Source organism: Paucibacter sp. PLA-PC-4, from assembly GCF_026241155.1.
Taxonomy (GTDB): domain Bacteria; phylum Pseudomonadota; class Gammaproteobacteria; order Burkholderiales; family Burkholderiaceae_C; genus Roseateles_E.
The window spans coordinates 13244-35915 of sequence record NZ_JAPFGP010000012.1; the positions used below are offsets into that span (position 1 = coordinate 13244).

Here is a 22672-nt window from a genome sequence, read left to right on the forward strand (position 1 = left end):
TGCTGCACCACAAATGTGGAGAGAGCTTGAAGACCGGGGCGATGCACGGGCATGGCTTGTCGGCGTCGCAGCGATAGGCGCTAATCTGCAGGGTCCGAGGTCCAAGCCCATGTCCCTGAGCATCACCGCCAAGCTGTTTGCCGCCGTGCTGACGACGGCCGTCGCTGTCGCAATTGCGATGGGCGTGGCCGCGCACATCAATCTGAACCGCGGCTTTCTGGGCTACCTCAACGAGCAGGCGGTGCTTCGTCTGGATCAGGCCGTGCCCAGTGTCGCGGCCGGCTACCGGACCCACGGCAGCTGGGAGTTTCTGATTAAGCAACCCGATCTCTGGCATCGGCTGCTGCGTCCCCTGCCGGGCGACGACGGCACGCGGCCGACCCAGGGCAAGCCGGCGCCGACCGTATCCGACCTGACAGGCGCGACTCGCCGCTTCACGCTGTACGACGCCCAGCGCCGCCGCCTGGCCGGCTTTCCCGGGCCTGCCATCAATGCGGTGGAGCGTGCCATCGTGGTCGACGGTGCCACCGTAGGCTGGCTGGCGATGGCGCCGTTCGAGAACGCCAGCTCGGCGGCCGAGCGACGTTTCGAGGATGGTCAGACGCGTGCCAGCTGGGCCGTGGGCTTGGGCGCCACGCTGATGGCCGCCGCCATAGCCGCTTGGGCCTCGCGTCGCCTCCTGACGCCGGTCAAGCGCGTCGCCGCAGCCACCCATCGGCTGGCGGCCGGCGACTACGAGACCCGGGTCGATGTGCGCTCGCGCGACGAGGTCGGTCAATTGGCGGACGACTTCAACCGCCTGGCCCATACGCTACAGCGCAATGAACAGATGCGGCGCGAGTTCATGGCCGATGTCTCGCATGAGTTGCGCACGCCGCTGGGCGTGCTGCACGGCGAGCTCGAGGCGCTGGAGGACGGCGTGCGCTCGCTGGATCAGGCTTCGCTGCGCTCGCTGCAGGCCGAGGTCGCGACGCTGAATAAACTGGTCAACGATCTCTACGAGCTGTCGCTGGCCGATGTCGGCGCGCTGGCCTACCGCAAGGCCGATGTCGACCTGACCGAGCCGCTGCAGCAGACGGCCGGCGCCTTCGGCGAACGCCTGGCCGCGAGCGGCCTGACCCTGGAGCTGAGCCTGCCGGCCCAGCCGCTGACGGTGTTTGCCGATGAGCGGCGGCTGCAGCAGCTGTTCAACAATCTGCTCGAGAACAGCTGCCGCTACACCGAGGCCGGCGGCGTGCTGCGCATCGCGGCGCGCGCAGAAGAGGGTCAGGTCCTGATCGATGTGATGGACTCGGCGCCGGGCGTCGGCGCCGAGCATCTGGCTCGCATCTTCGACCGCTTCTTCCGCGTCGACTCGTCGCGCAACCGCAGCAGCGGCGGCGCCGGTCTGGGGCTGACAATCTGCCGGCGTATCGTCGAGGCCCATGACGGCCGGATCGATGCGAAGCCTTCGCCGCTGGGCGGGCTGTGGATGGCGATCCGCCTTCCCCGGGCCACGGCCGCATGACGATGATGGACAACAAGCCCTTGCCCAATGCCGAGCCCGGCGGCGCCCGGATCCTGGTAGTCGAGGACGAGCCCAAGATGGCAGCGCTGGTCAGCGACTATCTGCGCGCCGCCGGCCACCTGCCAGAGTGCCTGGCTGACGGCCGCGAGGCGGTGCAGGCCTACAAGGCACGTCGCCACGACCTGGTTTTGCTCGACCTGATGCTGCCCGGCCGCGACGGACTGGACATCTGCCGCGAGCTGCGCAGTTTCAGCGATGTGCCCATCGTGATGCTGACCGCGCGGGTCGAGGAGGCCGACCGCCTCTTAGGTCTGGAGCTGGGCGCTGATGACTACATCAGCAAGACGCCGTTCAGCCCGCGTGAGATCGTGGCCCGCGTCAAGGCCATCCTTCGCCGCAGCCGCGTGCGCAACCATTCCGGTGACGCCGGGCCGGCGGCCGCGCTGCAGATCGACGATGAGGGCTACCGAGCCTGGTTCAAGGGCCGGGCACTTGACCTGACGCCGATTGAGTTCCGTCTCTTGAAGACCCTGTCCAGCGCGCCGGGCCGGGTGTTCACGCGCGAATTGCTGCTGGACAGGTTGCATGACGAGCAGCGCGCGGTGACCGACCGCGCGGTCGACAGCCACGTCAAGAACCTGCGCCGCAAGCTGGAGCAGGCCGAGGCCGAGCCTGATTGCATCCGGGCGATCTACGGCGTCGGCTACCGCTATGACGGTTGAGCTGCGGGGCTAGCGCTAGGGCGGTTGACGGCGCGGCCGGGCTCAGGCGAGCGGCTGGAAGGCATAGCCCTTGCCGCTGGCGGCCATACGGCCCAACGCGGGGAAGGGGAAGTGGAAACCGCCCAGCAGGGCCTGGCTGTCGACAATGCGCTGGAACATCTCGCGGCGCACCTTGCGGGCGGCCTCGGCGTCCATATCGAACGTGACGGCCCAGTCCGGGTTGCGGGCGAACAGCGCCGGCACATTGGTCAGGTCGGCCACATAGAAGAAGCTCTGTCCGCCAGACTGCAGCTGGAACAGGGTGTGGCCGGGCGTGTGGCCGTACGCGGCGATCGAGCGTATGCCCGGTGCGACCTCGGTGCCGGCCTCGAAGCGTTGCAGCATCTCGGCGGGCATCTGCGCGAAGGTGCGGCGCACATTGTTGAACGCTCCCTTCATGCCCTCAGGGGCTGCGGCCATCTTGGCGTCGTCCATCCAGAAGGCATGCTCGGCGGCCGGCACCATCACCTTGGCCTTGGGGAAGACGTATTCACCGGCTTTGTTGCGCAAGCCGTTGATGTGGTCGCCGTGGTAGTGCGAGATCAGTACCGTGTCGATATCGCCGGGCTGGAAGCCGGCAGCGCGCAGCTGCTCCAGCAGCTTGCCGGTGGTCGGCCCGCCGAACTCGCCCAGGCCGGTGTCCATCAGGATACGGCGGCCGCCGGCCACGATCAGAAAGGGCGTGTAGGGCACATCGATGTAATCGGTGCCCAGGCCTTGCGAGGCCAGCAGGGCTCGCACCTCGGCCAGCGGCGCGTTCTTCACGAACTCCTCGCCCAGCGGGCGACGGGTCACGCCGTCCTGCAGCGCGATCACCTCGACGTCGCCGACCTTGGTCTTCATGAAGCCGGGACTGGCGATGCTGGGCATGCCGAGGTTCGGCGAGTTCTGGGCCCAGACGGGGATGAACGAGCCGGCGCTGTAGACCGCCGTGGTAGCCAGGCCTGCCCCGAGAAAAGATCGCCGATTCAGCATGAAAACTCTCCAGTCTAGTTGGTGAACGAAACGGTCGCCATGATCGCGGTGGGCCTGGATGCGCGCCGGCCGGCGCGCCTTAAGCAGTGCAAAGCCTGGGGTTATTCACGGCGGCGGGCTGATCAGGCCAGTTGGCGCGGGCGCACTTGCGGCATCAGCCGTTCGATGGCCTCCAGCGGGACACGCCGCCCGTCGGGCAGCAGTTCGGACAGCGCATTCAAGAGTTCGGGGCTGAGCCGACCAACCACCTTGGGCAGCTCGGCGAAGCGCAGGCCCTGGCGCACGATGAAGGCGATGTAGCTGTGGCGCAGGCAGTCGGCCGTGACGGTCTGCGGCCGCGCCAGCTGGGCGTCGTGGGCGGCGGCCACGGCTGCGGTCTCGATCGCGGCGGCACCCAGCGGCCAGCCCTCGGGTGTCATGAACACGGCCGCATGGCCAGCCGCGCTCGGCGCCTCGGCGCCCGCGCGGCGCAGCTCGGCAAACTGCCGCAACTGGGTCGGCAGCGGCAGACTGCGGCCCTGCTCACCGGGCACATGGAGCAGGTCAGCGTCGAGCTCGATGTGGACCAGTTGCAGCGCGGCCGTCTCTGCGCTGCTCAGGCCGGTCAGCAGCGCACTGAGCAGGGCGCGTTGCTCGGTCGAAGCGTTCTCCAGCAGGCCCGAGATCTCATGCGGCGCGAGCTCGCGAGGCAAGGGCATCGGCGTGCTGCCGACCTCCAGCGCCAGCGGCTGTGCCGCTGCGCTCAGTGTCGGCGGCGGTTCGGCGGCGGGCAGGCTCATCCAGGGTTGATTCAGCACCACGGTCGGCGAGGCCGCCGGCACCGGCGGCGCGCGGTTGAAGAATTCGACGAACCAAACCGCCAAAAAACTCAGCAGCAGGGCCACGCCCAGCGCGATGCCGGCGTCGCGGCCATAGTGCGGTTGCCAGGGTTTGACGGGCAACGCGGCGGGTTCGAGCACCAGCAGGCGCGGCTGGCGAGCCGTCTGGCTGGCCTGCAGCGCAAGCAGTTGCTGCTGCGCCTCCTGCTGCATGCGCTGCAGGCCGTTGAGCTCGGTCGTCATCGACTGTGCGGTCTCGAGCTGGACGTTCAGGGTCTGCACCTGACGCTGGTCGCTGGCCAACTGTTGGCGCAGGCGTTCGACCATCGCCGCACTGCTGGACTGCTCTTCGCGTGCCTCCGCCAGCGCGGCCTGCTGCGCCCGCGCGCTCTCGGTCTCGAGCTGCTGTTGTAGATCGGCGATGCGGGTCCTCAACGCCCGGGCGCCCGGGTCCATCGCCAGGAACTGCGGCGTGAACTGGCGCTCCAGCGCTCGCAGATTCTCCTGCTGCTGCGACAGGCGCTGCTCGATGCCGGCGATGGCGGCCCCGTTGCGACCAAGCGGCAAGCGCTGGCCTTCGGCGATGGCTCGCTCGATCGCCCGCACGCGGCCAGCCGCGCTGGCCTCGCGCTCGGTGGCGCTGCTCAGCGACTGGTTAAGTCCCTTGAGTCGCGACAGCGTCGGGCTCTCATCGCGCGCGACCGAAGTGATCTGGCTGCGCTGCCGGTAAGCCTCTAGCGCCCGCTGTTTTTCGTCGACCCGCTCGCTGATCACACGCAGCGCTTCGCGTGCATCTGTGAGCTGGGCAGCCGACGCCGCCCGGCCGATCTGGCCCTGCTCCTCGCGATAGACCTCGACCAGCGTGTTGACCAGGCGCGCCACCAGCACCGCATCGCCGGCTTGGGCCTGGACCTGTAGCAACTGCGAGCCGGGCTGCTCGGTGATCGTCAGCATCTCGCGCATGGCGGTCAGCGCCGCTTCGGGTGTTGTCTGCGTGAAAAACCCCTGCGGCAGCAAGCGAGTCAGTGCCTTTTCCAGCAGCGGGCGGCTGCCGAGCACCTCCCCCTCGCGCAACATCGCCTGCCGGGCCTGGTCGGCAGGCGCCGCGCCGACTGCGGGCGCGCTGGCCGGCGTGATCTGCAGCAAGGCCTGAGCGCGGTAGACCGGCGCGCGCAGCCAGTTGACTCCCTGGCCGATCAGCAGGGCCAGCAGGAACACGCAGAAAAAGACTTTGATGCGTCGGCGCATCGCCGGGCTGCGACCGTGCAGCTCGGCGCCTTGGCCAAGGCCATAGGCCTGGGTCGGTCCGAACTGAGGCGGGTAGATGCCCGGCGGCGCAGAAGAACGATCAAACATGGGCCAGCCTCCGGTTGGTCGATGCAGCGACTATAGACATTGCAACGCAGCAGTATTCATGACGCTGCACGTACCGGCTACTATTCGTTCAACAGCCTGAAACTGGTTTCAGATACGGGTTTCCAGAGCCCGCCATCAACTGCTATCGCCCATGCCCTCCCGCCCCGCCAAGCCGGCTGCCATCCAGCCGCCCAGCAGCCGCGCCACCATTGCCGATGTGGCGGCCGCCGCCGGCGTCTCCAAGGCCACGGTCTCGCGGTTTTTGAACCAGGCCGATCTGCTGACCCGCGATATCGCGGCCAAGGTCGAGGCTGCCATCGCCCAGCTCGGTTACAGCCCCAGCCCGATGGCGCAGGCGCTCAAACGAGGGCGTTCGCGCCTGATCGGCCTGGTGGTCGCCGATGTCACCAACCCTTTTTCGGTGGCGGTGCTGCGCGGCGCCGAGCGGGCCTGTAAGCAGGCCGGCTACATGGTGATGCTGTTCAATCTCGGCAATGACGGCTCGCGCGAGCGCGAGGCCATCGAGGCGCTGTCCTCCTACCAGGTCGAGGGCTTCATCCTCAATACGCTGGGCAGCGACCCGCAGGCTCTGGCCGCCGCAGCACGGCTGCACAAGCCGGTGGTGCTGGTGGACCGGCGCCACGGCGGCATGCAGTCGGATTTCGTGTCGCTGGACAATGCCGGTGCGGTGCAGCTGGCGGCCCAGCATCTGCTGGAGCAGGGGTGGCGGGAACTGCTCTTTGTCTGCGAGCCCAGTGCGGGCGTCAGCTCGCGAGTTGAGCGGTTGCAGGCCTTCAACAACTTTGTCGCCGCCCATGCCGGCCTGGGCAGCGACGGGCTCAGCGGCAGCGCCTTCGAGAGCAGGGAGGCACAGGGCGAGGATATCGACCAGGCCTTGCGTGAGCTGCGAAAGCGCGCCGGCAAGAAGCCTGTGGCTGTGCTGTCGAGCAATGCGGTCGTGACCTTGCGGGTGTCGGCGGCTTTGGCCCGGCTGGGCTGGCGCTTTGGACGCGACGTCGGCTTCATCGGCTTCGATGACACTGCCTGGGCGCCCCATGTAGGTCCGGGCCTGAGCGCGATTGCCCAGCCCACCGACGACCTCGGCCATATCGCCGCGCGCTGCCTGCTCGAGCGGCTCGAAGGCCAGGCACTGCCGCCCCGACAGATTCTGCTGCCGGGGCAACTCGTGGCGCGCGGCTCCTCCCAAAGGCCTTGAACCAAGCGCGTGGATATTGCGGGTAAACCCGTGTATTCAGTCTGAAACCGGTTTCATAAACTGTGATCACGGTGGTGCCGAGCGGGCATGCCACCCCGACAAGAACGACAAGCGAGACAAGCAAGCGTGAACTACGAGTTTCAGTTCGGTGCGGTGTTCGCCGCCTGGCCGCTGCTCTTGCAGGGCACTTGGACGACCATCGAGCTGTCCTTTCTGGCGATGGTGCTGGGCCTGCTCGTCGCGATCGCCTGTGCCTGGGGCAAGACGGCCGGGCCGGCCCCGCTGCGCTTCGCGATCAACACCTATATCGAGCTGATCCGCAACACGCCATTTCTGATCCAGCTGTTTTTCTTCTTCTTTGCGCTGCCGGCTCTGGGGCTGCGTTGGAGCGCCCACACGGCGGCGCTCACGGCCATGGTCGTCAATCTCGGCGCCTATGCGACCGAGATCATTCGCGCCGGCATCGAGGCGATCCCGAAGGGCCAGATCGAGGCCGGCCTGGCGCTCAATCTCAAACGCCACGAGATCTTCCGCTTCGTTATTCTGAAGCCGGCGCTGAAGGCCATTTACCCGGCGCTGACCAGCCAGTTCATCTTGCTGATGCTCAGCTCCAGTGTGGTCTCGGTGATCTCGGCCGATGACCTGACCTCGGTGGCCGCGAACCTGCAGTCACAGACATTCCGCAGCTTCGAAATCTATATCGTCGTCGCGCTGATTTATCTGGCGCTGGCGATGAGCTTCTCGGCGCTGTTCCGGCTGATCTACCGCCGCACGCTCAACTATCCCGACCGCCGCTGAGCGACGAAGGCGGACACCCATCATGCGTACCTTCGGATTTGCCGAGTTCCTCTTCATTCTTGAAGCCGCGAAGTGGACCATCGCGCTGTCGCTGATTGCCTTTGCCGGCGGTGCCGTCGGCGGTCTGCTGGTGGCGCTGGGCCGCACGGCTGAGAGCCGCTGGGCGCAGCGCGCCGCCGGCCTGTTCATTCAGATATTTCAGGGCACGCCGCTGCTGCTGCAGCTGTTCCTGATCTTCTTCGGCGCGCCGGTGATAGGCCTTGACATCAATCCCTGGGTCGCGGCCGGTGCCGCGCTGATTCTGAACAGCAGCGCCTTTCTCGGCGAGATCTGGCGTGGTTGCATCCAAGCGATTCCGCGCGGGCAATGGGAGGCGGCCCAGGCGCTGAGCCTGAGCTATGTCGCACGCATGCGCGATGTGATCCTTCCGCAGGCCTTCAAGATCGCGGTGCCGCCGACCGTCGGCTACATGGTGCAGATCATCAAAGGCACCTCGCTGGCCGCCATCATCGGCTTCACCGAGCTCACACGCGCAGGCCAGATCATCAACAACGCGACCTTCCAGCCGCTGCTGGTATTCAGCGTCGTGGCCGCCATCTACTTCGCGCTGTGCTGGCCGCTGTCGCTGCTGGCGGCGCGCATGGAGCGCCGCCAGGCCCGAGCGCTGGCGCGCTGACTTTTCCGACCCACCCCTGGAGACATACAGATGACCCAAGCATTCCAAACCCGCCGCCTTGTGCTGGCTGCAGCTTCAATCGCTGTCATGGTCCTGAGCCTGGGCGCCTCGCCGTCAGCTTCGGCCCAGAGCGTGGCCGATCTGAAGAAGAAGGGCGAGCTGACCGTGGGCATGCTGGTGGACTTTCCGCCCTACGGCACGCTCAACAGCGCCAATCAGCCCGACGGCTATGACGCCGATGTCGCCAAGCTGCTGGCCAAGGAGCTCGGGGTGAAGGTCAATATCGTGCCGGTAACCGGTCCGAACCGTATCCCCTTCCTGTTGACCAACAAGGTCGACTTGCTGGTGGCCTCACTGGCGGTGACTCCTGAGCGCGCCAAGCAGGTGCAGTTCTCCAAGCCCTATGCGGCCGCGACCATCGTGGTCTACGGCAGCAACAAGGCCGCAATCAAGTCAGCCGCCGATCTGAAGAACTTCCGCATTGGCGTGGCCCGCGCCAGCACGCAGGACATCTCGCTGACTGCCGCTGCGCCGGCCGGCACCGAAATCCGCCGCTTCGACGACGATGCCTCGGCGATGCAGGCGTTGATGTCAGGCCAGGTCGACGCGATTGGCTGCTCGACCACGGTTGCCGCCCAGATCGCCCAGCGCGCCGGTGCCGCGTTCGAAAACAAGTTTGTGCTGCGTCAGCAGCAGATGGCCGTCGCGATGCGACCGGGCCAGGAGGAGTTGCTGAAGACCGTCGACGCATTCATCGACAAGCACCGCGCCGGCGAGTTGAACACGCTCTACAAAAAGTGGCTGGGCACCGACTTCCCGGCGATGAACGCCAACTGAGCAGCGAGCAGCACTTCATGAGCACCGAGCCCATTATCCGCATCGAAGGCGTCAACAAGTGGTACGGCCAGTTCCAGGTCTTGACCGACATCGATTTGAGCGTGGCGCCGGGTGAGCGAATCGTCGTCTGCGGGCCCTCGGGTTCGGGCAAATCCACGCTGATACGCTGCATCAACCGGTTGGAGGCGGTGCAGCAGGGCCGCATCACGGTGGACGGTATCGAGCTCACTGCCGGCGGCAAGCAGGTTGAGGCGGTGCGCCAGGAAGTTGGCATGGTGTTCCAGCAGTTCAATCTGTTTCCGCACATGACGGTGCTGCAGAACTGCACGCTGGCACCGATGCGCTCGCGCGGCCTGTCCCAGGCCGAGGCCGAGGAGATCGCGATGAAGTACCTCAAGCGCGTGCGCATCCCCGAGCAGGCGCTGAAGTACCCCAGTCAGCTGTCCGGCGGCCAGCAGCAGCGCGTTGCGATCGCGCGGGCGCTGTGCATGACGCCCAAGATCATGCTGTTCGACGAGCCCACCTCGGCGCTCGATCCCGAGATGGTCAAGGAGGTGCTGGACACGATGATCACCCTGGCCGAGGACGGCATGACCATGCTGTGCGTCACCCACGAGATGGGCTTTGCCCGCAGCGTGGCGGACCGCGTGATCTTCATGGCCGACGGCAAGATCATCGAGCAGGCTCCGCCGGCCGAGTTCTTCGCTGCGCCTAGGCATGAGAAGACCCGGCAGTTCCTCGGCCAGATCCTGAGCTCGGCGCACTGATGAATCCAGCACCGATACTGATCTCGCTGTCTTCCTTTGGTGCCAGCGAGGTGCTCCAGCACGGCCAGCTGCACTACACGTGGCTGGCGCAGGCTGCCGGTGCCGATGGCGTCGAGGTGCGTGGCGAGCTGCTGGCCAGCGCGGCCGAGCTGCCGGCGCTGGCCGCGACCGGCATGGTCAAGGTGTTCTCCAGTCCGACCGGACTGTGGACCGACGAGGGTCGGCTCGACCTGACGGCGCTGGAGCAGGGCCTGGCCACTGCTCGTCAACTCGGCGCCGCCCGGCTGAAAATGGCGATTGGGGGCTTCTCTGGCGCCGACGAACTGCCGACTCTGCGCAGGCATCTGGCGCACAGCGCCGTGGAACTGGTGATCGAAAACGACCAGACCTCCTCGGCCGGCACTGTGGGCGCATTGCAGCGTTTCTTCGCCGCCGCCGATGCCGCAGGCTTGGATCTCGGTATGGTCTTCGATATGGGCAACTGGCACTGGCTGGGCGAATGCCCGCAGCAGGCCGCCGCCGCCCTCGGCGCCCGCGTGCGCTATGTGCATTGCAAGGGGGTACAGCGCGAGCGCTCGCGCTGGATTGCCGTGCCGATTGCCGACTCGGCCGCGCCTTGGCGCGCCGTGTTGCGGTCCTTGCCGCGCACGTTGCCCTGGGCCATCGAATATCCGCTGCAGGGCGCAGACCTGCAGGCCATCACCCGCAGTGAGCTGGGCTTGCTGCAAGACGCGAGAGAGCAAGCATGAGCAGTCTGGATGTGATCACCTTCGGCGAGGCCATGATGATGTTGGTCGCCGACCGGCCTGGGCCGCTGGAACTGGCCGAGACCTTCTCCAAACGCACCGCCGGCGCCGAGACCAATGTCGCGATCGGCCTGGCCCGGCTCGGACTCCAGGTCGGCTGGGCCAGTCGCCTGGGCGCCGACTCGATGGCGCGCTACCTGCTAGGCTCGATGCAGGCCGAGGGTATCGATTGCTCCCATGTGGTTTGCGATCCGACCCAGCGCACCGGCTTCCTGATCAAGGGCCGGGTCAGCGATGGCAGCGACCCACCGATCGAATACCACCGCAAGGGCTCGGCCGCCAGCCTGATCGGCCCGGACGATATCGACGCGGCCTGGCTCACCTCGGCCCGACATCTGCATGCCACAGGCGTGTTCCCGGCGCTCAACGCCAACACCTATGCCGCCGCCGAACGCACGCTGGCCCTGATGCGCGATGCTGGCCGCACGATCTCGTTTGACCCGAACCTGCGGCCCACGCTGTGGTCCAGCCGTGAGTCCATGGTCGCAGGCATCAATGCGCTGGCTGCCAAGGCTGACTGGGTGCTGCCCGGCATCGAGGAAGGCAAGATCTTGATGGGCTCTGACGAACCCGCGGCGATCGCCCACTTCTACCGCAGCCTCGGCGCCAAGTTGGTCATCGTCAAGCTGGGCGCGGACGGTGCCTATTACGACAGCGACACCGCAGGTTGCGGCCATGTGGCCGGCTTCCCGGTCGCGACCGTGGTCGACACGGTCGGCGCCGGCGACGGCTTCGCGGCCGGTGTCATCAGCGCACTGCTTGCCGGTCGCAGCGTTGCCGAGGCGGTCAAACGCGGCTGCTGGATCGGCGCGCGTGCGGTGCAAGTGCTGGGTGATACCGAGGGCTTGCCGGCGAAGTCCGAGCTGGAAGCTGCCGGTCTATGAGCCGTGTGCTGGTTTTTCGCGAGTTGCCGGCCGACCAGCTGGAGCGCTTGCAGGCCGTCCACGCGGTCACGGTGGCCGACCCGCGCAAGCCCGAGCAGCGCGCCGCCTACGACGCGGCGCTGACCGAGGCCGAGGGCCTGATCGGCTCCAGCTTCAAGATCGACATCGCTCAGGCGCCCCGGCTCAAGGTGGTGTCCAGCATCTCGGTCGGTGTCGATAACTACGATCTGGCCGCCTTGAAAGCCCGCGGCATCTTGCTGTGCCACACGCCCGGCGTGCTGACCGAGACCACGGCCGACACGATCTTTGCGCTGATCATGGCCAGCAGCCGCCGCCTGGTGGAGTTGGCCCAGCATGTGCGCGACGGCCGCTGGGACAAGAACATCGGTGAGGATCTGTTCGGCTGGGATGTACACGGCAAGACGCTGGGCATCCTCGGCTTCGGCCGCATCGGGCAGGCCGTGGCGCGCCGCGCGGCGCTGGGCTTTGGCATGCCGGTGCGTTACTACAGTCGCCGGCCCGTGGATCTGGGCCAGGTGCCAGGTCTTGAGGGTAAGACCCGGCACGGCAGCCTCCACGAGGTGCTGGCCGGCTCCGACATCATCGCGCTGACCCTGCCACTGTCCGAGGACACCCGCGGCCTGATCGGCGCTCGCGAGTTCGCGCTGATGAAGCCCGGCGCGATCTTCGTCAACGGCGCACGGGGCGCCATCGTGCAGGAGGATGCGCTGCTGCAGGCGCTGGACAGCGGCCATCTGCGCGCTGCCGGCTTGGACGTGTTCGGCACCGAGCCGGTGCCGCTGGACTCGCCGCTGCGCAGCCATCCCAAGGTCACGGCGCTGCCCCATATCGGATCGGCCACGCACGAGACACGTCACCGCATGGCCGTCCTGGCCACGGATAATTTGCTGGCGGCGCTGGCCGGTCGCACGCCGGCGGCGGTTTATGCGCTTTGAAGCGCTCGCAGGCTTCTTGGCGATAGCCTCAGGGCGCCGACGATCTGCGAGCGTGTGATGTTTGATGTGTGATGCCTGGCACCCGCTTCTGGAGCCCGGCAATGCGCACCACCTTGGCAATTGATGACGATGTGCTGGCAGCCGCCAAACATCTGGCCGAACGCGAGCAGCGAGGCATTGGCGAGGTCATTTCTTCGCTCGCACGCCAGGGGCTGTCGCGCGGCACGCGCGGCGCCAAGGCCGAGCGCAACGGCTGGACTGAGGCTGCCTCAAGAACTGAATCGTCGTCGGCGCTGAATGACCCTTAGCTCCTCGGCTTTGGGTCTCGGTAACAACGAGGGCCGCAGGCGCCTCGACGATTTCACGAATAGCGGGCCTCTTGGTCAGCGGGCGATCCAGAGTACATGCCCGTGCCGTCCTGACGGACGGTGCCACACCCGCTTGCCGGCAGGCGACTAAGCGCCGCTCAGGCCGCGCCGCGGTCTGAGCGGCCACCGCGCCTGGCCGCTGCGCGCCAGGCCACCATGCCCATGCCTCCCAGCATCAGTGCCCAGGTCGACGGCTCGGGCACCGCCGCCAGCAAATCGCCATCTTGCAACATGATGAAGTAGGCGAAGTCGGTCTTGGCCTGCACCATGCCGTTCACCAGAACATTGGTGCTGCCAGTGACAGGGTCGAACAACAAGCCATTGTCGGTGTAGGCTGCCAAATACCAATCGGGCGGGTCCGTTAGGACAATGCCGTCTTGCTCATCAAGCGTGAAACGGCGGGCCTGCTCGCTCAACCAGTACTCCCGCGTGTTTCTGAGGCCGCGGAAGTAAGCGGGACTGCTCGGTTGTGAAGTCCAACCCCGGAGAATGTCGTTATCCATGCCCAGCGAGTACATCAGCGACTGGACCTCGTTGTTGTCACGCGAGTCCGGGCAGCCCAGGTTGACCGTCATGTTGCCCAGGCAGTTGTTGCCGCTGGCGATCATGCTCGGCAGGCGCCAGCTGCTGGAGCCCTCGTAGCCCATGATGTTCAGGTAGTTGACGAAGGCGTTTTGTCCGTACCAGTTCATCACGGTATTGCCCGCCACATCCACGCTGAAGTCCGTGAAGACCCGGACACCATTGACGGTGTTGATGTTCAAGAACTGGTACCACTGGCGCGTCACGGGATCGCGGCCATCCGAAGGCCAGGTGGCGTTCGGCAACTCGAACACCAGTGGGCTGACGCGGTAGATCTCCTCCTTGAGCGCCTGCGCCCCGCCCACCTGTGCGGCGACGGCGTCGAACAGCAGCGTGTCACGGACCCAGGTCGCATCCAAGGTAGTGTCGTAGGCCAGCGAATTGCTGCGGATCTGGATTTCGGCAAAAGCCGGGCTGAGCAGAAGGCCCAGCGCAGAGACGGCGAGAAGGTGTTTCATACGGTGGGCCCAAGTTAGGAGTCTGAGCAGGTAAAGAGAGATTTTTTCCTGGGCCTGTATTGCACTGCGCGAGCCTCTCGCCGTGAATACGCAGAAGATCGCAGTCATCCACAAAACTGAGGATGCCGCTGGATCGGTGCCGGCCAGGCCACCGCGCAGCCGGACAGGCTGGTGGCCTCCATCAACTGCTCACGCTCAGCCCGCGCCATGCAAGACAGCGACACCACTTTCGCCCGCGTGCTACCTGCTCCCCGGGGCGCTGCAATGTGCAACGCCTGCGCCTAACGTGCTGACCTAGAGCCGCTGGCGGATCATCCAGGCCACCATTTCGGCGGTGTTGCGCAAACCCAGTTTGCGTGCAATGTTCTCGCGATGCTTGCGAACCGTGTGCTCGGAAATGCCCAGATCGCAGCCGATGCGTTTGCTGGACAGGCCGCGGCCGACGGCTTGTGCAATCTCGACCTCACGGGGTGTCAAGGGTTCACGGGTTTGCACATCACGGTCGAACACGCCAGCCAATTCGGGGCTGACGTGGTGGCCGCCGTCGGCGACCGTGCGCAATGCGCTGACCAGCGCACTGGCGTCATCGGTCTTGAGCAGGTAGCCGTGCGCCCCGAACGACAGCGCCGTGCGCATCGCCTGCGGGTCTTGCCGGGCCGTGACCACCAGCACACGCGTGGGCAGCGTGTCGGCTGCGATGACGCGCATCACCTCGAGCCCGTCCATCTGGGGCAGCCCCAGGTCCAGCAGCAGGACTTCGGGCTGCAATCGGCGGACCAGTTCCAGCGCGTCTTGGCCGTTCCCCGCCTCGCCCACCCAGTGCAGGCCCGGCTCTGTCGAAATCACCACTTTGTGGATCGAATCGAAAGAGCAACGCGCTGCTCACCGCGCCGTCGCCGACCGTCGCCCGCGCCGACTGCTCGTCCACCGCGCTCCAGCGCACGCCCTGGCTGGGTAGCAGGGCGGTCGGGTACCAAGCGGCCTCGGCGAACCAGCGCAGGAACTCGCCGTGTGCCACGCCCCCGGGGTCGGGACTGGCGCTCTGCATTTCAGTGAGCGAGACCAGCCCCATCACCGCCGGGTGCAGGATCCCCTCGCCAGCGACGTAGGCGTCGTGCACATGCACCGCCACACCCGGCAGCATCAAGACACGCCCGTCCCAGACGAAGCCGGGGCGGCGCGTCGTAGTGCGCTGCTTCGCGGTGAACGGCTTGCATTGGCCGGCCCCTCAGCGGCGAGATTGAAGGTGCCGGTGTGCTCGATGTGCAGTGCGGCGATCATCAGCTAGCCGGCCTCGAGCACCGCGCGGAAGAAGCACTGCACCGGCGCGGGCAGGCATTCGAGCTCGCGCGCGGCATCGTAGCGCTCCGGGGCGATGGCCGAGCGCGGCTTCGAGCCGCCCGATCAACGCACGGGTGCCCGCCGCCCAGCGCGAGGCGCCCAACACACCTAGCGCGACGACGAGCGCCGAGAGCGCCACCGGCACAGTCACGAGCCACTTGATCCAGACCATCGAGTCAACCTCCTGATGTGCCGCCGCTCATCGCCCGGCGCTCGCGCGGATCCACTCGACGATCGCCGCGCACGTGTCCTCATCGTGGCCGATCAGCAGGTGCCCGCCTTGTTCGTAACCGATGAACCTGGCTCCAGGAATTCGGCTCGTCGTGTACTGCGCGCCGGCGAAGGTGCCGAAGCCGTCGTCGCGTGCGCTGATCGCGAGCGTCGGTGCCCGGATGTGCTCCAGCGGGTAGGGCTTCAGGCCCTTTCCCAGCCGGGTGTCTTCCAGCAGTCCCGCGGCGCGCGCCGACACCGGCAGTACATGCTCGGCCATCGCATTGGCGCGCGAGCGTTCAGCGTCACTCGCGGCGTGGATCAGCCCCGGCGGCGTAGCCAGCACATGCTCGAAGAAGGCGTCGCGTGCCAACTTTAGCGCGCTCCATACCAGGAAGTCGGAACCGAGTATGCGCAGCAGCCAGCCATCCTTCTCGTCCGACGCCGGTGGTGCGGAGTCGGCCACGTCGGCCGGCTTGTGCGTAATCGGCACGACGAGCACGAGAGCGCTGACGCGTGTCGGATGGCGGATCGCGGTTTGCAGCGCCGACGGCCCGCCAGCCGATGCACCCATCACCGCCGCCCTGGGTACGCCCAGCGCATCGAGCACGCAGACATGCGCATCGGCTTGCGCTTCGGGCGAAGCAATGGTGGGCCGTGGCGTTCGCAGGTAGCCGAAGCGAGACACCGCGATCACGCGGATGCCGTGCTGCGCGAGCGGGCGCGCGAAGTCCATGCCCTGGTCGTGGCCGCCGCCGCTGCCGTGGATCATCAGCAGCGGCAGGCCCTCGCCGACCTGCTGCACCTCGATCGGACCGCAGCGTGTGTCGAGCACCGTGCTGCCCTGCGCGGCGCGGACGGCGGCGAGGGCAAGGTCGCTCCGAAACCGCGAGTGCACCACCCAAGCCGCGACGAGCCCCACGGCCACGCCGGCCGCGAGGACGCCTTGCCAACCCTTCATGACGCTATGCGAGCATGGCCTGCACCGGCCGCCGCAGCGACGTTGGCAGCGTTGGCCCGCGGCCGAAGCGCACGACGAGGTCAGGCCTCCCGCCGGCGATGCCGAGAAAGCCCGCGAATACGGGCCGCAACGCCGCCACCTCCACCGGCTGGTTGAGGTGAGCAGTTCGAACACCCATCGCCGTGGCTTGTAGCGCGAAGCGCTCGTAGGCGCGTCCTACTTCGATCCAGCCCGCCCGGTCGTTGTCGGCGCCGACGAACACGGCGATGCCCGCCGAGCTGCGTATGTGCCTTGCGTACTTGTCGTTCTCGCCCTTCTCCGTAAAGAACTGTCCGAACATCAGACGGCCCAACCAGGCCGGCACGGACGGGTTACCCGACGACGCGCTGTACAGCCCGTCGCCCAGGCGCACCGCGTCGCTCGCGGAGAAGCGGATCCAGGCCTTTAGCTCCTCCACGAAGGCGGCATCCCTCATCTGAGCGCTGTTACCTTGCACCACGAATGTCAGCACCTTCTCCAGCGCGGCCCTGCCGGTGAGCAGAATCAGTTGCACGCCGCCGCCGGAGGCGGCCCGCTCGAGCGCGCGCAGCTCATCGGCCGACAGCGGCTTGCCGTCGTACTCGCCGCGCGTGCTTTGGCGCTGGGGGATGGCCTGGAACAGTGTCGAGGCTTGCGGCTGCGTCGCTTCGAGCGCCATGCGCAGCGCACCGCGTTGCGCGTCGAATGTGGCCTCGGCCTTCCGTCCGTGTGCAAGTGCGGCCTGTGCGAGGTTTTCCGCTGCGCAGCCGAGGGAAACGAAGAGATGGTGGTCATCGGGATCGACGGCCGGGCAGCGCCGCGTGCTGTCGGGCAACAGCGTGATGGCCTGCGGCTCGATGCCGAATCTCCAGCACTGCGTGTTGTGGCTCGACGGCGCGAGCACCGCGTAGCGCACGAGCTCGCGCTTGACCGCTGCGGCATCGCTGCGATCAACCCGACCGTGGCGCCACAACTCTCGCACCGCCTCGTCGTACGAGGTCAGCGCCTCCGTGGAGCAGGCGCTGCCCAGAACTGGCACGCCGAGCACCAAGGACAACGCGCCGAAATGCCTACGGGTGACTTCCATGAGATCAGGATAAGCACAGCACCATACCGGGTGCTTGACCTTGCGCAAGGCGGGCGCCACTGCCGCGGGATGGGAAGGCCGGCATCAACTTCATGATGGCGCCGCCCGGCGCCTCGGGTTTTCCCGGACGACCGTACGGGCGACTGAACGTCCGCTCATGATGACTCATACAGCGCACAAGCAGCCGTTATGGGTTGGCCTACGACTGCCCCCCGGCTGAGTTCGTTGCCGCATAGCAGCCGGTGAAGGTGGGATGCCAGGAAGCGGTCCTTCATGGCGGGGTGTACTCGACCCATTGCAGGACAGCAAGGTGCCCACACCTGCCACTCGCCCTCCGGCCGACGAAAGTGCCGCCGGTACATCGACACATGGGCCCAAATTGGCCAATGTGGGTCATTTGTAAGAAAATCGGGTATTTGGTCCATACTGCCATCAGTCTGCAACTTTCCTTGGGGAATCCGATCATGGCCACTGCTATTCAGCCTGCAAGCGAGGAGCTGTTTGCGCGCCTGAAGCGCAAGCCCATCTCGGACGTCAAGCGGGAGGGCTGGCGTGGTGTTATGAATGCCGTCGATGCCGCTGGGAAGTTGTTGATGACCAACCACGAACGGCCCGAGGCCGTGATCTTGTCTTTGCGTGAATACAGTTTGCTCACCGAACTGGCCGAGCGTGTTCAGCGCGATGACCAGAGTAAGTTGGAGCAACTGACGCGTGCCTTCGATGAGGAATTGGCGGTGCTCAAGCAGCCAGATGCCAGCGACAGGTTGCGGCAGGCCTTCAGCGTGCCGCTCGACTTGCATGACGAGGTCATTTCAGGGCAAAGCTTCTGATGGGGCGGCCCGTTCTTCTGGTCCTGGCTGGCGTCAATGGCGCAGGCAAAAGTTCCATCGGCGGCAACATCATGCTGCGAAGGGCTGGGCTGACCTGGTTTAACCCTGATACCTACACCCGCATACTCGTTCAGGGCGGCATGTCCGCCGGCGAGGCCAATGCGTGCGCGTGGCAACACGGCGTTAACTTGATCGACCGGGCCGTTGCGGCTGGGCTCAGTCACGCGTTCGAGACGACCCTGGGCGGCTCGACGATGACCCAAAAGATTGCCGCCGCCGCTCGGACGCACGACGTTCTGGTCTGGTTCTGCGGTCTGGCCTCGCCGGAGAAGCACATCGCCCGTGTGGCCGCCCGGGTGGTAGCTGGCGGACACAACATTCCAGAGGCCAAGATCCGCGAGCGCTGGGTCCGCGCGCCGCTGAATCTCATCGACTTGATGCCCAAGTTGAGCGAGTTGCGCGTTTTCGATAACAGCACCGATGCAATGCCGGGCGCCCCAGTATCGAACCCGATGCTGGTGCTGCACGCAAAAGATGGCGCTGTCAGTTTCCCTCGCGCCCTCGAGGACCTTGAGCACACGCCAGACTGGGCCAAGCCAATCGTGAAGGCAGCTCGCGACTTCGAACGCAAGCGGTGATACAGAGTGCGCAATCACGGGCGGTGGGCGATAGCAATGGGCACGAAGCTGCCGCCAGCCAGGCGCCGAACAAGGGCTGCTGATGGCCGAGACTTCCGGTTTACATCTTCGCCCGGCAGCAGACGTTCTTCGCACGCTTGAGCTTTGCGATGGCCGGTGCGGCGATCGTTGCCTTGGTGGGCAATTGCGACTACGACCTGTGGCGCCCGGCCGTGGCATACGCAGGCATCGATCCCAACGGTGGCACGCTCTCAGCGCCAATGCCACCCATCGCCGGTGCCGGCTGGGTTCCGATCGGAGTACCAAGCACGGACTTACCTGGGCAGTTCAGCTACACACCCCACGTCCCCGCCTGTCCATAGGGGCATGCAACCTTTGGCGCCGCTGCTTGCCGCACTCTCGCGCTCTCCTACGCTGATGTGTTGGGTCGTCCGGGCGCCGACCTGCAGCGCAACCACCGGTCGAGTTCGTGTCCGACGAGTACGACGGTGCCCGCCGTGATGCTGCGGGCGTGTTGCGATCTTCTATCAACAAGCGGCTCACGCTCACACAGCCCATGGTGGACTACTGGGTGTCGCGGGCGTACCTGGGCGTGCACTGGTGCTACGACGGCCTTGGCACTATCGCGCCGGATGGGTTTAAGGGGGAGCCTCTACCGGGCGATCCGGCAGTGCCGGTCCAGCTCGCTAACGCGCAGGAGCAGAAAACGGGGGGCGTTCCCGCGAGCCTGCACATCGCGGACGAGGTGGCCGATGCGCTGCCTTGAACCGTTCTGGCATGTTGAAGTGGCCGTTGGCCCACATCAGCTTTTGACCGAGGCCGCCACCTCTCAGAGCGGGGCTTCGGCCTCAGCTTTTAGCCGCGCGAGCGAGTCGCTGAATGCGCCGCCTGCCGCCGCCATCGCCTGGTACACCGGGCTTTCGGCCTGGATGCCTGCCCACAGCACTTCGCGGCCGCGTGTGCGCTCGGTCTTCGGGTCGGACTCGTTGAAGCTCATGCGTCGCAGCAGTCGCAGCACCGTGAACCATGACGACAGGTTGTCGCTGGGGTAGTGCACGCCGGCAAAGGTGCGGCGGTCGCCCACGTGCAGGAAATAGCGCTGCAGCTCCTTCAGCAGCCCTGGCGGCGTGGGTTCGCGCAGACCGTGCTCGAGGTGCAACACCACTGTGACGAGCGCCATCGCGCCCTGCAGCGCATGGCCGCTCACGAGCGACGGCGTCACCGCGGTCGTCGCCACACGGTAGGCGAGCGGCATGGCAGGTACAAGTTGCAGTGCCATCTGGTACGGGCGTGGGCGCTGCATGTGCACCTTCAGGCCGACGGCCGCTTGCTCGGCTCGCTCGGAGCCAGCTTCCATCACCCAGCGGTCGAAGCCACTCAGCAGCGCTGGCGGCGGGTCGGGCAGATAGTCCTTGAAGGTGCCCAGGCTCGGCGCGGCCAGGTCTTCGGCGCGGAAAAGCAGCGCATGCGTCACTGGACTGCCCGCGCGCACGGGCTCGTTCATCTTCTGCGCCAGTGCGGGCATCGCGGCGAGGTCGGCGCGCGTCAGCGCGTCGGCGGCGGCGAGGTCTCCCACCCACGCGCTGCCCTGCCAGCGCGGCCACAGGAAGTCTTTGAACAAGTCGGCTGTCTCATCCAGCCACGCTGCCCATGCGGCGGCGTCGCCGTCGAAGCCCCTCGGCGGCGGGAGCGTGGCGTGGAACGCCGGCGGCATCCAGCCATACGGCGCGTAGATCGGAGCGGGTGCAGCGAAAGCCATGGTGTTGCCCTGGGTCATGTTGGTTCATTAAGGCGGAATGCCCGCATCGCGTAGAGCTTGCACGAATTCGCGCGCGTGCGGGTACGCGCGGCCTGGGTATCGAGCCTCGAACGTCCCCACGCGGTATGACGGATCGACGCGCAGCAGCGCCTCGGCCGCGTTGCGCGCTTCCCCGCCGCAGCCTGCTAGCGCGAGCGCGATGACGTGCAGCCGGTGCGCCGAAGCGTGGGTCGAATTCAGCCGCAGCGACGCCTGCACGTGCTGGACTGCAGCTGTGGCGTGACCCTTCGCCAGTTCGCCGGCGCCCAGCATTAGGTCCAACATGAAGCGCCGCGGGTCGGCCGGCGACAGCGCCACCGCGCGCCATGCGTGGGCGAGCGCGGCGTTGCCATCTGCCCGGTAGCTCGCCACGCCGGCCAGCGCCATCCAGCCCAGCGTTTCCTGCGGGTCGGCGGCGACCGCCTGCATCCCGAGCGACTGTGCGGCGGTCAAGTCGCCGTCGGCGTGGCTCGCGAGCAGCGCTTCGATCGCCAGCGCGAGCGCATGGTCGGGCTGAAGGTCCAGTGCGCGTTGCGTGTGTGCTCGCGCAGCATGCACCTCGAGCTTCGGGTCGTCGGCCCAGCCTTGCAGCAGCCGCATCAGGTGCCATTTCGCAAGCATTGCTAGCGGTGCCGCGTGACGTGGCTGGCGTTCGTGCAGCGCGTTGAAGAGCTGGTGTACGCGCTCGAAGTCGGCAAGCCGCAGGCGGTTCAGGAGCGCCACGCCGCCCACGTACAGCGAGAACGATTCGAGTGTTGGCAATGCCAGCGCCTGTGCGCGCCGCAACTCGATGCCGGCGATCACGCGCGCCACCTCACTCACCATCTTGTCGACCGCGGCGTCGTCGCCGCCGAACACAGCCGCCACGTCTACCCTCGAGCGCTCGGCCCACTGCACGGTGCCGTCGCGCGCGTCGCACAGCTGCGCAGAGACCCAGGCGCGCCTGTCGCTCATCTGGTAGTGGCCAGTCAGCACGAAAGCCGCGCGCAGCTGCGCGCGGCAGACGTGCACCACGTCGTCGGCATGGCGCACCGCGGCGGTGGACAGGCGCGAGATCACGCGCAGCCCAGGGCTGCGTGAGAGGCGGGCGTTGATGGCGTCGGCCAGCGCGTCACCGAAGGCCCAGCCGCCCCCTTCGATAGTGGCAAAGGGCACCACCGCCACTGTGACGCCCAGCGGCTCGCGGTCGGCAGGCGGTGCCGGTGCCGGTGCCGATGGCGCCGCGCTCGGAGCTGCCAGCGGCGCAAGGCGGTAGGCGCGCACGCTGCCATCCACGTGCTTCAGGAAGCAGTCGCCGAGGTCGGTTACAAACGCATCTAGGCCGTCAGTGAGCGCGTCGCGCACGTCGGCCGACGCCACCACCTCGCCAGGCCCCGCCAACGCGGCCAGCCGTGCCGCGAGGTTCACACCGCTGCCGAGTACGTCGAGCTCGGTCACCACCACGTCGGCCAGGTGCACGCCGGTGCGCAGGTACAGCGGAGCTGCGGGTGGCGCTGGCGCGACGGCGTCCAGTGCTGGCTGCAGCGCCAGCGCCACGCGCACCGCAGCATCGACACGCTCGAACTCCAGTAGCAGCCCGTCACCCAGGCTTTTCACCAGGCGGCCCTGCCACTGCGGCAGCAATGTGTCGCGCACGTCGGCGACGAAGGCGAGCCAGCGCGAGATGACACCGTTCTCGTCGCGCTGCATCAGGCGCACCGACTCGACGAGGTCGACCACCACGATCGTGCGCCGCTGGCGCGTAAGCCAGGGCGGCAGCGTGTCAGGCGTCAGGACAGCGGCTTCGGCGTCGACTGTTTGCATCTGCTCACAGTGTCGACGAAGCTTGCGGCCGACTCAATCCCAACCTTTCAGCAGCTCACACCCGCGTCCGCCGGCGAGCGGGCCTTCGCCGCCGAGCAGAACGCGAGGCTAGTGAGGAAAGCCGAGAGCTACTTCCGCTCGCTGTAGCTCAGCGACCGGTCGTCATGGACGCAGCGCGACACCCATAGGGTGGAGATGCTGTCTTGCCGCCTGGGCTATTT

22 protein-coding genes and 1 pseudogene are annotated in these 22672 nt (G+C 66.8%); 14 read left to right on the forward strand and 9 right to left on the reverse strand.

All coding sequences use genetic code 11. The annotated features are described in order from the left end of the window. Positions 1–109: 109 nt before the first annotated feature. The gene (gene baeS, locus OOZ63_RS18155) at positions 110–1507 is read left to right on the forward strand and encodes a sensor histidine kinase efflux regulator BaeS (RefSeq protein WP_266007012.1); all 1398 of its coding nucleotides are present in this window, start codon (positions 110–112) and stop codon (positions 1505–1507) included. Next, positions 1504–2229, forward strand: coding sequence for a response regulator (locus OOZ63_RS18160; RefSeq protein ID WP_266007013.1), 726 nt, complete (start codon positions 1504–1506; stop codon positions 2227–2229). Before baeS ends, OOZ63_RS18160 begins: the two co-directional genes overlap by 4 nt. 42 nt (positions 2230–2271) lie before the next feature. Here OOZ63_RS18160 and OOZ63_RS18165 read toward each other — a convergent pair whose 3' ends face one another. Together OOZ63_RS18165 and OOZ63_RS18170 are read right to left on the reverse strand one after the other, a co-directional pair. Beyond that, the gene (locus OOZ63_RS18165; RefSeq protein ID WP_266007014.1) at positions 2272–3243 is read right to left on the reverse strand and encodes an MBL fold metallo-hydrolase; all 972 of its coding nucleotides are present in this window, start codon (positions 3241–3243) and stop codon (positions 2272–2274) included. A 122-nt stretch (positions 3244–3365) separates the two neighbouring features. After that, a complete protein-coding gene (locus OOZ63_RS18170; protein WP_266007015.1) occupies positions 3366–5417 on the reverse strand; it encodes a GumC family protein in 2052 nt (683 codons plus the stop codon). 151 nt (positions 5418–5568) lie between these two features. Here OOZ63_RS18170 and OOZ63_RS18175 point away from each other — a divergent pair, with 151 nt between their 5' ends. The 9 genes from OOZ63_RS18175 to OOZ63_RS18215 all read left to right on the forward strand — a co-directional run bounded on the left by OOZ63_RS18175 (position 5569) and on the right by OOZ63_RS18215 (position 12665). Next, complete coding sequence (locus OOZ63_RS18175; RefSeq protein ID WP_266007016.1) at positions 5569–6633, forward strand: substrate-binding domain-containing protein; 1065 nt, start codon at positions 5569–5571, stop codon at positions 6631–6633. 126 nt (positions 6634–6759) lie between these two features. Continuing rightward, complete coding sequence (locus OOZ63_RS18180) at positions 6760–7431, forward strand: amino acid ABC transporter permease (RefSeq protein WP_266007017.1); 672 nt, start codon at positions 6760–6762, stop codon at positions 7429–7431. A gap of 22 nt (positions 7432–7453) precedes the next feature. After that, the gene (locus tag OOZ63_RS18185; RefSeq protein ID WP_266007018.1) at positions 7454–8107 is read left to right on the forward strand and encodes an amino acid ABC transporter permease; all 654 of its coding nucleotides are present in this window, start codon (positions 7454–7456) and stop codon (positions 8105–8107) included. Positions 8108–8194: 87 nt separating this feature from the next. Beyond that, positions 8195–8944 (forward strand): transporter substrate-binding domain-containing protein, encoded by a 750-nt coding sequence (locus OOZ63_RS18190; RefSeq protein WP_416234758.1) that lies wholly within the window; start codon positions 8195–8197, stop codon positions 8942–8944. Between the two features lie 17 nt (positions 8945–8961). Continuing rightward, the gene (locus OOZ63_RS18195) at positions 8962–9711 is read left to right on the forward strand and encodes an amino acid ABC transporter ATP-binding protein (protein WP_137943342.1); all 750 of its coding nucleotides are present in this window, start codon (positions 8962–8964) and stop codon (positions 9709–9711) included. Then, positions 9711–10460, forward strand: coding sequence for a sugar phosphate isomerase/epimerase family protein (locus OOZ63_RS18200; RefSeq protein ID WP_266007020.1), 750 nt, complete (start codon positions 9711–9713; stop codon positions 10458–10460). Before OOZ63_RS18195 ends, OOZ63_RS18200 begins: the two co-directional genes overlap by 1 nt. Further along, the gene (locus tag OOZ63_RS18205; protein WP_266007021.1) at positions 10457–11401 is read left to right on the forward strand and encodes a sugar kinase; all 945 of its coding nucleotides are present in this window, start codon (positions 10457–10459) and stop codon (positions 11399–11401) included. Before OOZ63_RS18200 ends, OOZ63_RS18205 begins: the two co-directional genes overlap by 4 nt. Continuing rightward, positions 11398–12357: a 2-hydroxyacid dehydrogenase gene (locus OOZ63_RS18210; RefSeq protein WP_266007022.1), complete on the forward strand. Its 960-nt coding sequence runs from the start codon at positions 11398–11400 to the stop codon at positions 12355–12357. The genes OOZ63_RS18205 and OOZ63_RS18210 overlap by 4 nt, the downstream gene beginning before the upstream one ends. A gap of 101 nt (positions 12358–12458) precedes the next feature. After that, a complete protein-coding gene (locus OOZ63_RS18215; RefSeq protein ID WP_266007023.1) occupies positions 12459–12665 on the forward strand; it encodes a CopG family transcriptional regulator in 207 nt (68 codons plus the stop codon). A 158-nt stretch (positions 12666–12823) separates the two neighbouring features. Here OOZ63_RS18215 and OOZ63_RS18220 read toward each other — a convergent pair whose 3' ends face one another. From OOZ63_RS18220 to OOZ63_RS18235, 5 genes and pseudogenes are all read right to left on the reverse strand, one after another. Further along, on the reverse strand, positions 12824–13765 hold the full coding sequence (locus OOZ63_RS18220) for a PEP-CTERM sorting domain-containing protein (protein WP_266007024.1): 942 nt from the start codon (positions 13763–13765) through the stop codon (positions 12824–12826). 294 nt (positions 13766–14059) lie between these two features. After that, positions 14060–14611 (reverse strand): response regulator, encoded by a 552-nt coding sequence (locus tag OOZ63_RS18225; protein ID WP_266007026.1) that lies wholly within the window; start codon positions 14609–14611, stop codon positions 14060–14062. Between the two features lie 16 nt (positions 14612–14627). Then, a pseudogene (locus tag OOZ63_RS29265) lies at positions 14628–14972 on the reverse strand (DUF6920 family protein); the annotation flags it as partial. 333 nt (positions 14973–15305) lie between these two features. Further along, the gene (locus OOZ63_RS18230) at positions 15306–16277 is read right to left on the reverse strand and encodes an alpha/beta fold hydrolase (RefSeq protein ID WP_266007027.1); all 972 of its coding nucleotides are present in this window, start codon (positions 16275–16277) and stop codon (positions 15306–15308) included. A 4-nt stretch (positions 16278–16281) separates the two neighbouring features. After that, on the reverse strand, positions 16282–17382 hold the full coding sequence (locus tag OOZ63_RS18235) for an Acg family FMN-binding oxidoreductase (RefSeq protein WP_266007028.1): 1101 nt from the start codon (positions 17380–17382) through the stop codon (positions 16282–16284). A gap of 464 nt (positions 17383–17846) precedes the next feature. On the opposite strand from OOZ63_RS18235, the gene OOZ63_RS18240 reads away from it, so the two are divergent. From OOZ63_RS18240 to OOZ63_RS18250, 3 genes are all read left to right on the forward strand, one after another. Continuing rightward, positions 17847–18212: a hypothetical protein gene (locus OOZ63_RS18240; RefSeq protein WP_266007029.1), complete on the forward strand. Its 366-nt coding sequence runs from the start codon at positions 17847–17849 to the stop codon at positions 18210–18212. After that, a complete protein-coding gene (locus OOZ63_RS18245; protein ID WP_266007030.1) occupies positions 18212–18850 on the forward strand; it encodes a hypothetical protein in 639 nt (212 codons plus the stop codon). The genes OOZ63_RS18240 and OOZ63_RS18245 overlap by 1 nt, the downstream gene beginning before the upstream one ends. Before the next feature lie 469 nt (positions 18851–19319). Beyond that, positions 19320–19616: a hypothetical protein gene (locus tag OOZ63_RS18250; RefSeq protein ID WP_266007032.1), complete on the forward strand. Its 297-nt coding sequence runs from the start codon at positions 19320–19322 to the stop codon at positions 19614–19616. A gap of 63 nt (positions 19617–19679) precedes the next feature. Here OOZ63_RS18250 and OOZ63_RS18255 read toward each other — a convergent pair whose 3' ends face one another. Further along, positions 19680–20627: a phosphatase PAP2 family protein gene (locus OOZ63_RS18255; protein WP_266007033.1), complete on the reverse strand. Its 948-nt coding sequence runs from the start codon at positions 20625–20627 to the stop codon at positions 19680–19682. Positions 20628–20636: 9 nt separating this feature from the next. After that, entirely contained in the window at positions 20637–22451 is a 1815-nt protein-coding gene (locus tag OOZ63_RS18260; RefSeq protein WP_266007034.1) for an adenylate/guanylate cyclase domain-containing protein, read from the reverse strand. Positions 22452–22672: the final 221 nt, after the last annotated feature.

Excerpts from the sequence above, each read along its gene's own strand:
- OOZ63_RS18240 (WP_266007029.1), top strand. The coding sequence starts at position 17,847 with ATGGCCACTGCTATTCAGCCTGCAAGCGAGGAGCTGTTTGCGCGCCTG.
- OOZ63_RS18245 (WP_266007030.1), top strand. The coding sequence starts at position 18,212 with ATGGGGCGGCCCGTTCTTCTGGTCCTGGCTGGCGTCAATGGCGCAGGC.
- OOZ63_RS18190 (WP_416234758.1), top strand. The coding sequence starts at position 8,195 with ATGGTCCTGAGCCTGGGCGCCTCGCCGTCAGCTTCGGCCCAGAGCGTG.
- OOZ63_RS18260 (WP_266007034.1), bottom strand. The coding sequence starts at position 22,451 with ATGCAAACAGTCGACGCCGAAGCCGCTGTCCTGACGCCTGACACGCTG.
- OOZ63_RS18200 (WP_266007020.1), top strand. The coding sequence starts at position 9,711 with ATGAATCCAGCACCGATACTGATCTCGCTGTCTTCCTTTGGTGCCAGC.
- baeS (WP_266007012.1), top strand. The coding sequence starts at position 110 with ATGTCCCTGAGCATCACCGCCAAGCTGTTTGCCGCCGTGCTGACGACG.
- OOZ63_RS18215 (WP_266007023.1), top strand. The coding sequence starts at position 12,459 with ATGCGCACCACCTTGGCAATTGATGACGATGTGCTGGCAGCCGCCAAA.
- OOZ63_RS18185 (WP_266007018.1), top strand. The coding sequence starts at position 7,454 with ATGCGTACCTTCGGATTTGCCGAGTTCCTCTTCATTCTTGAAGCCGCG.
- OOZ63_RS18195 (WP_137943342.1), top strand. The coding sequence starts at position 8,962 with ATGAGCACCGAGCCCATTATCCGCATCGAAGGCGTCAACAAGTGGTAC.
- OOZ63_RS18170 (WP_266007015.1), bottom strand. The coding sequence starts at position 5,417 with ATGTTTGATCGTTCTTCTGCGCCGCCGGGCATCTACCCGCCTCAGTTC.
- OOZ63_RS18210 (WP_266007022.1), top strand. The coding sequence starts at position 11,398 with ATGAGCCGTGTGCTGGTTTTTCGCGAGTTGCCGGCCGACCAGCTGGAG.
- OOZ63_RS18220 (WP_266007024.1), bottom strand. The coding sequence starts at position 13,765 with ATGAAACACCTTCTCGCCGTCTCTGCGCTGGGCCTTCTGCTCAGCCCG.
- OOZ63_RS18160 (WP_266007013.1), top strand. The coding sequence starts at position 1,504 with ATGACGATGATGGACAACAAGCCCTTGCCCAATGCCGAGCCCGGCGGC.
- OOZ63_RS18230 (WP_266007027.1), bottom strand. The coding sequence starts at position 16,277 with ATGAAGGGTTGGCAAGGCGTCCTCGCGGCCGGCGTGGCCGTGGGGCTC.
- OOZ63_RS18255 (WP_266007033.1), bottom strand. The coding sequence starts at position 20,627 with ATGACCCAGGGCAACACCATGGCTTTCGCTGCACCCGCTCCGATCTAC.
- OOZ63_RS18165 (WP_266007014.1), bottom strand. The coding sequence starts at position 3,243 with ATGCTGAATCGGCGATCTTTTCTCGGGGCAGGCCTGGCTACCACGGCG.
- OOZ63_RS18175 (WP_266007016.1), top strand. The coding sequence starts at position 5,569 with ATGCCCTCCCGCCCCGCCAAGCCGGCTGCCATCCAGCCGCCCAGCAGC.
- OOZ63_RS18235 (WP_266007028.1), bottom strand. The coding sequence starts at position 17,382 with ATGGAAGTCACCCGTAGGCATTTCGGCGCGTTGTCCTTGGTGCTCGGC.
- OOZ63_RS18205 (WP_266007021.1), top strand. The coding sequence starts at position 10,457 with ATGAGCAGTCTGGATGTGATCACCTTCGGCGAGGCCATGATGATGTTG.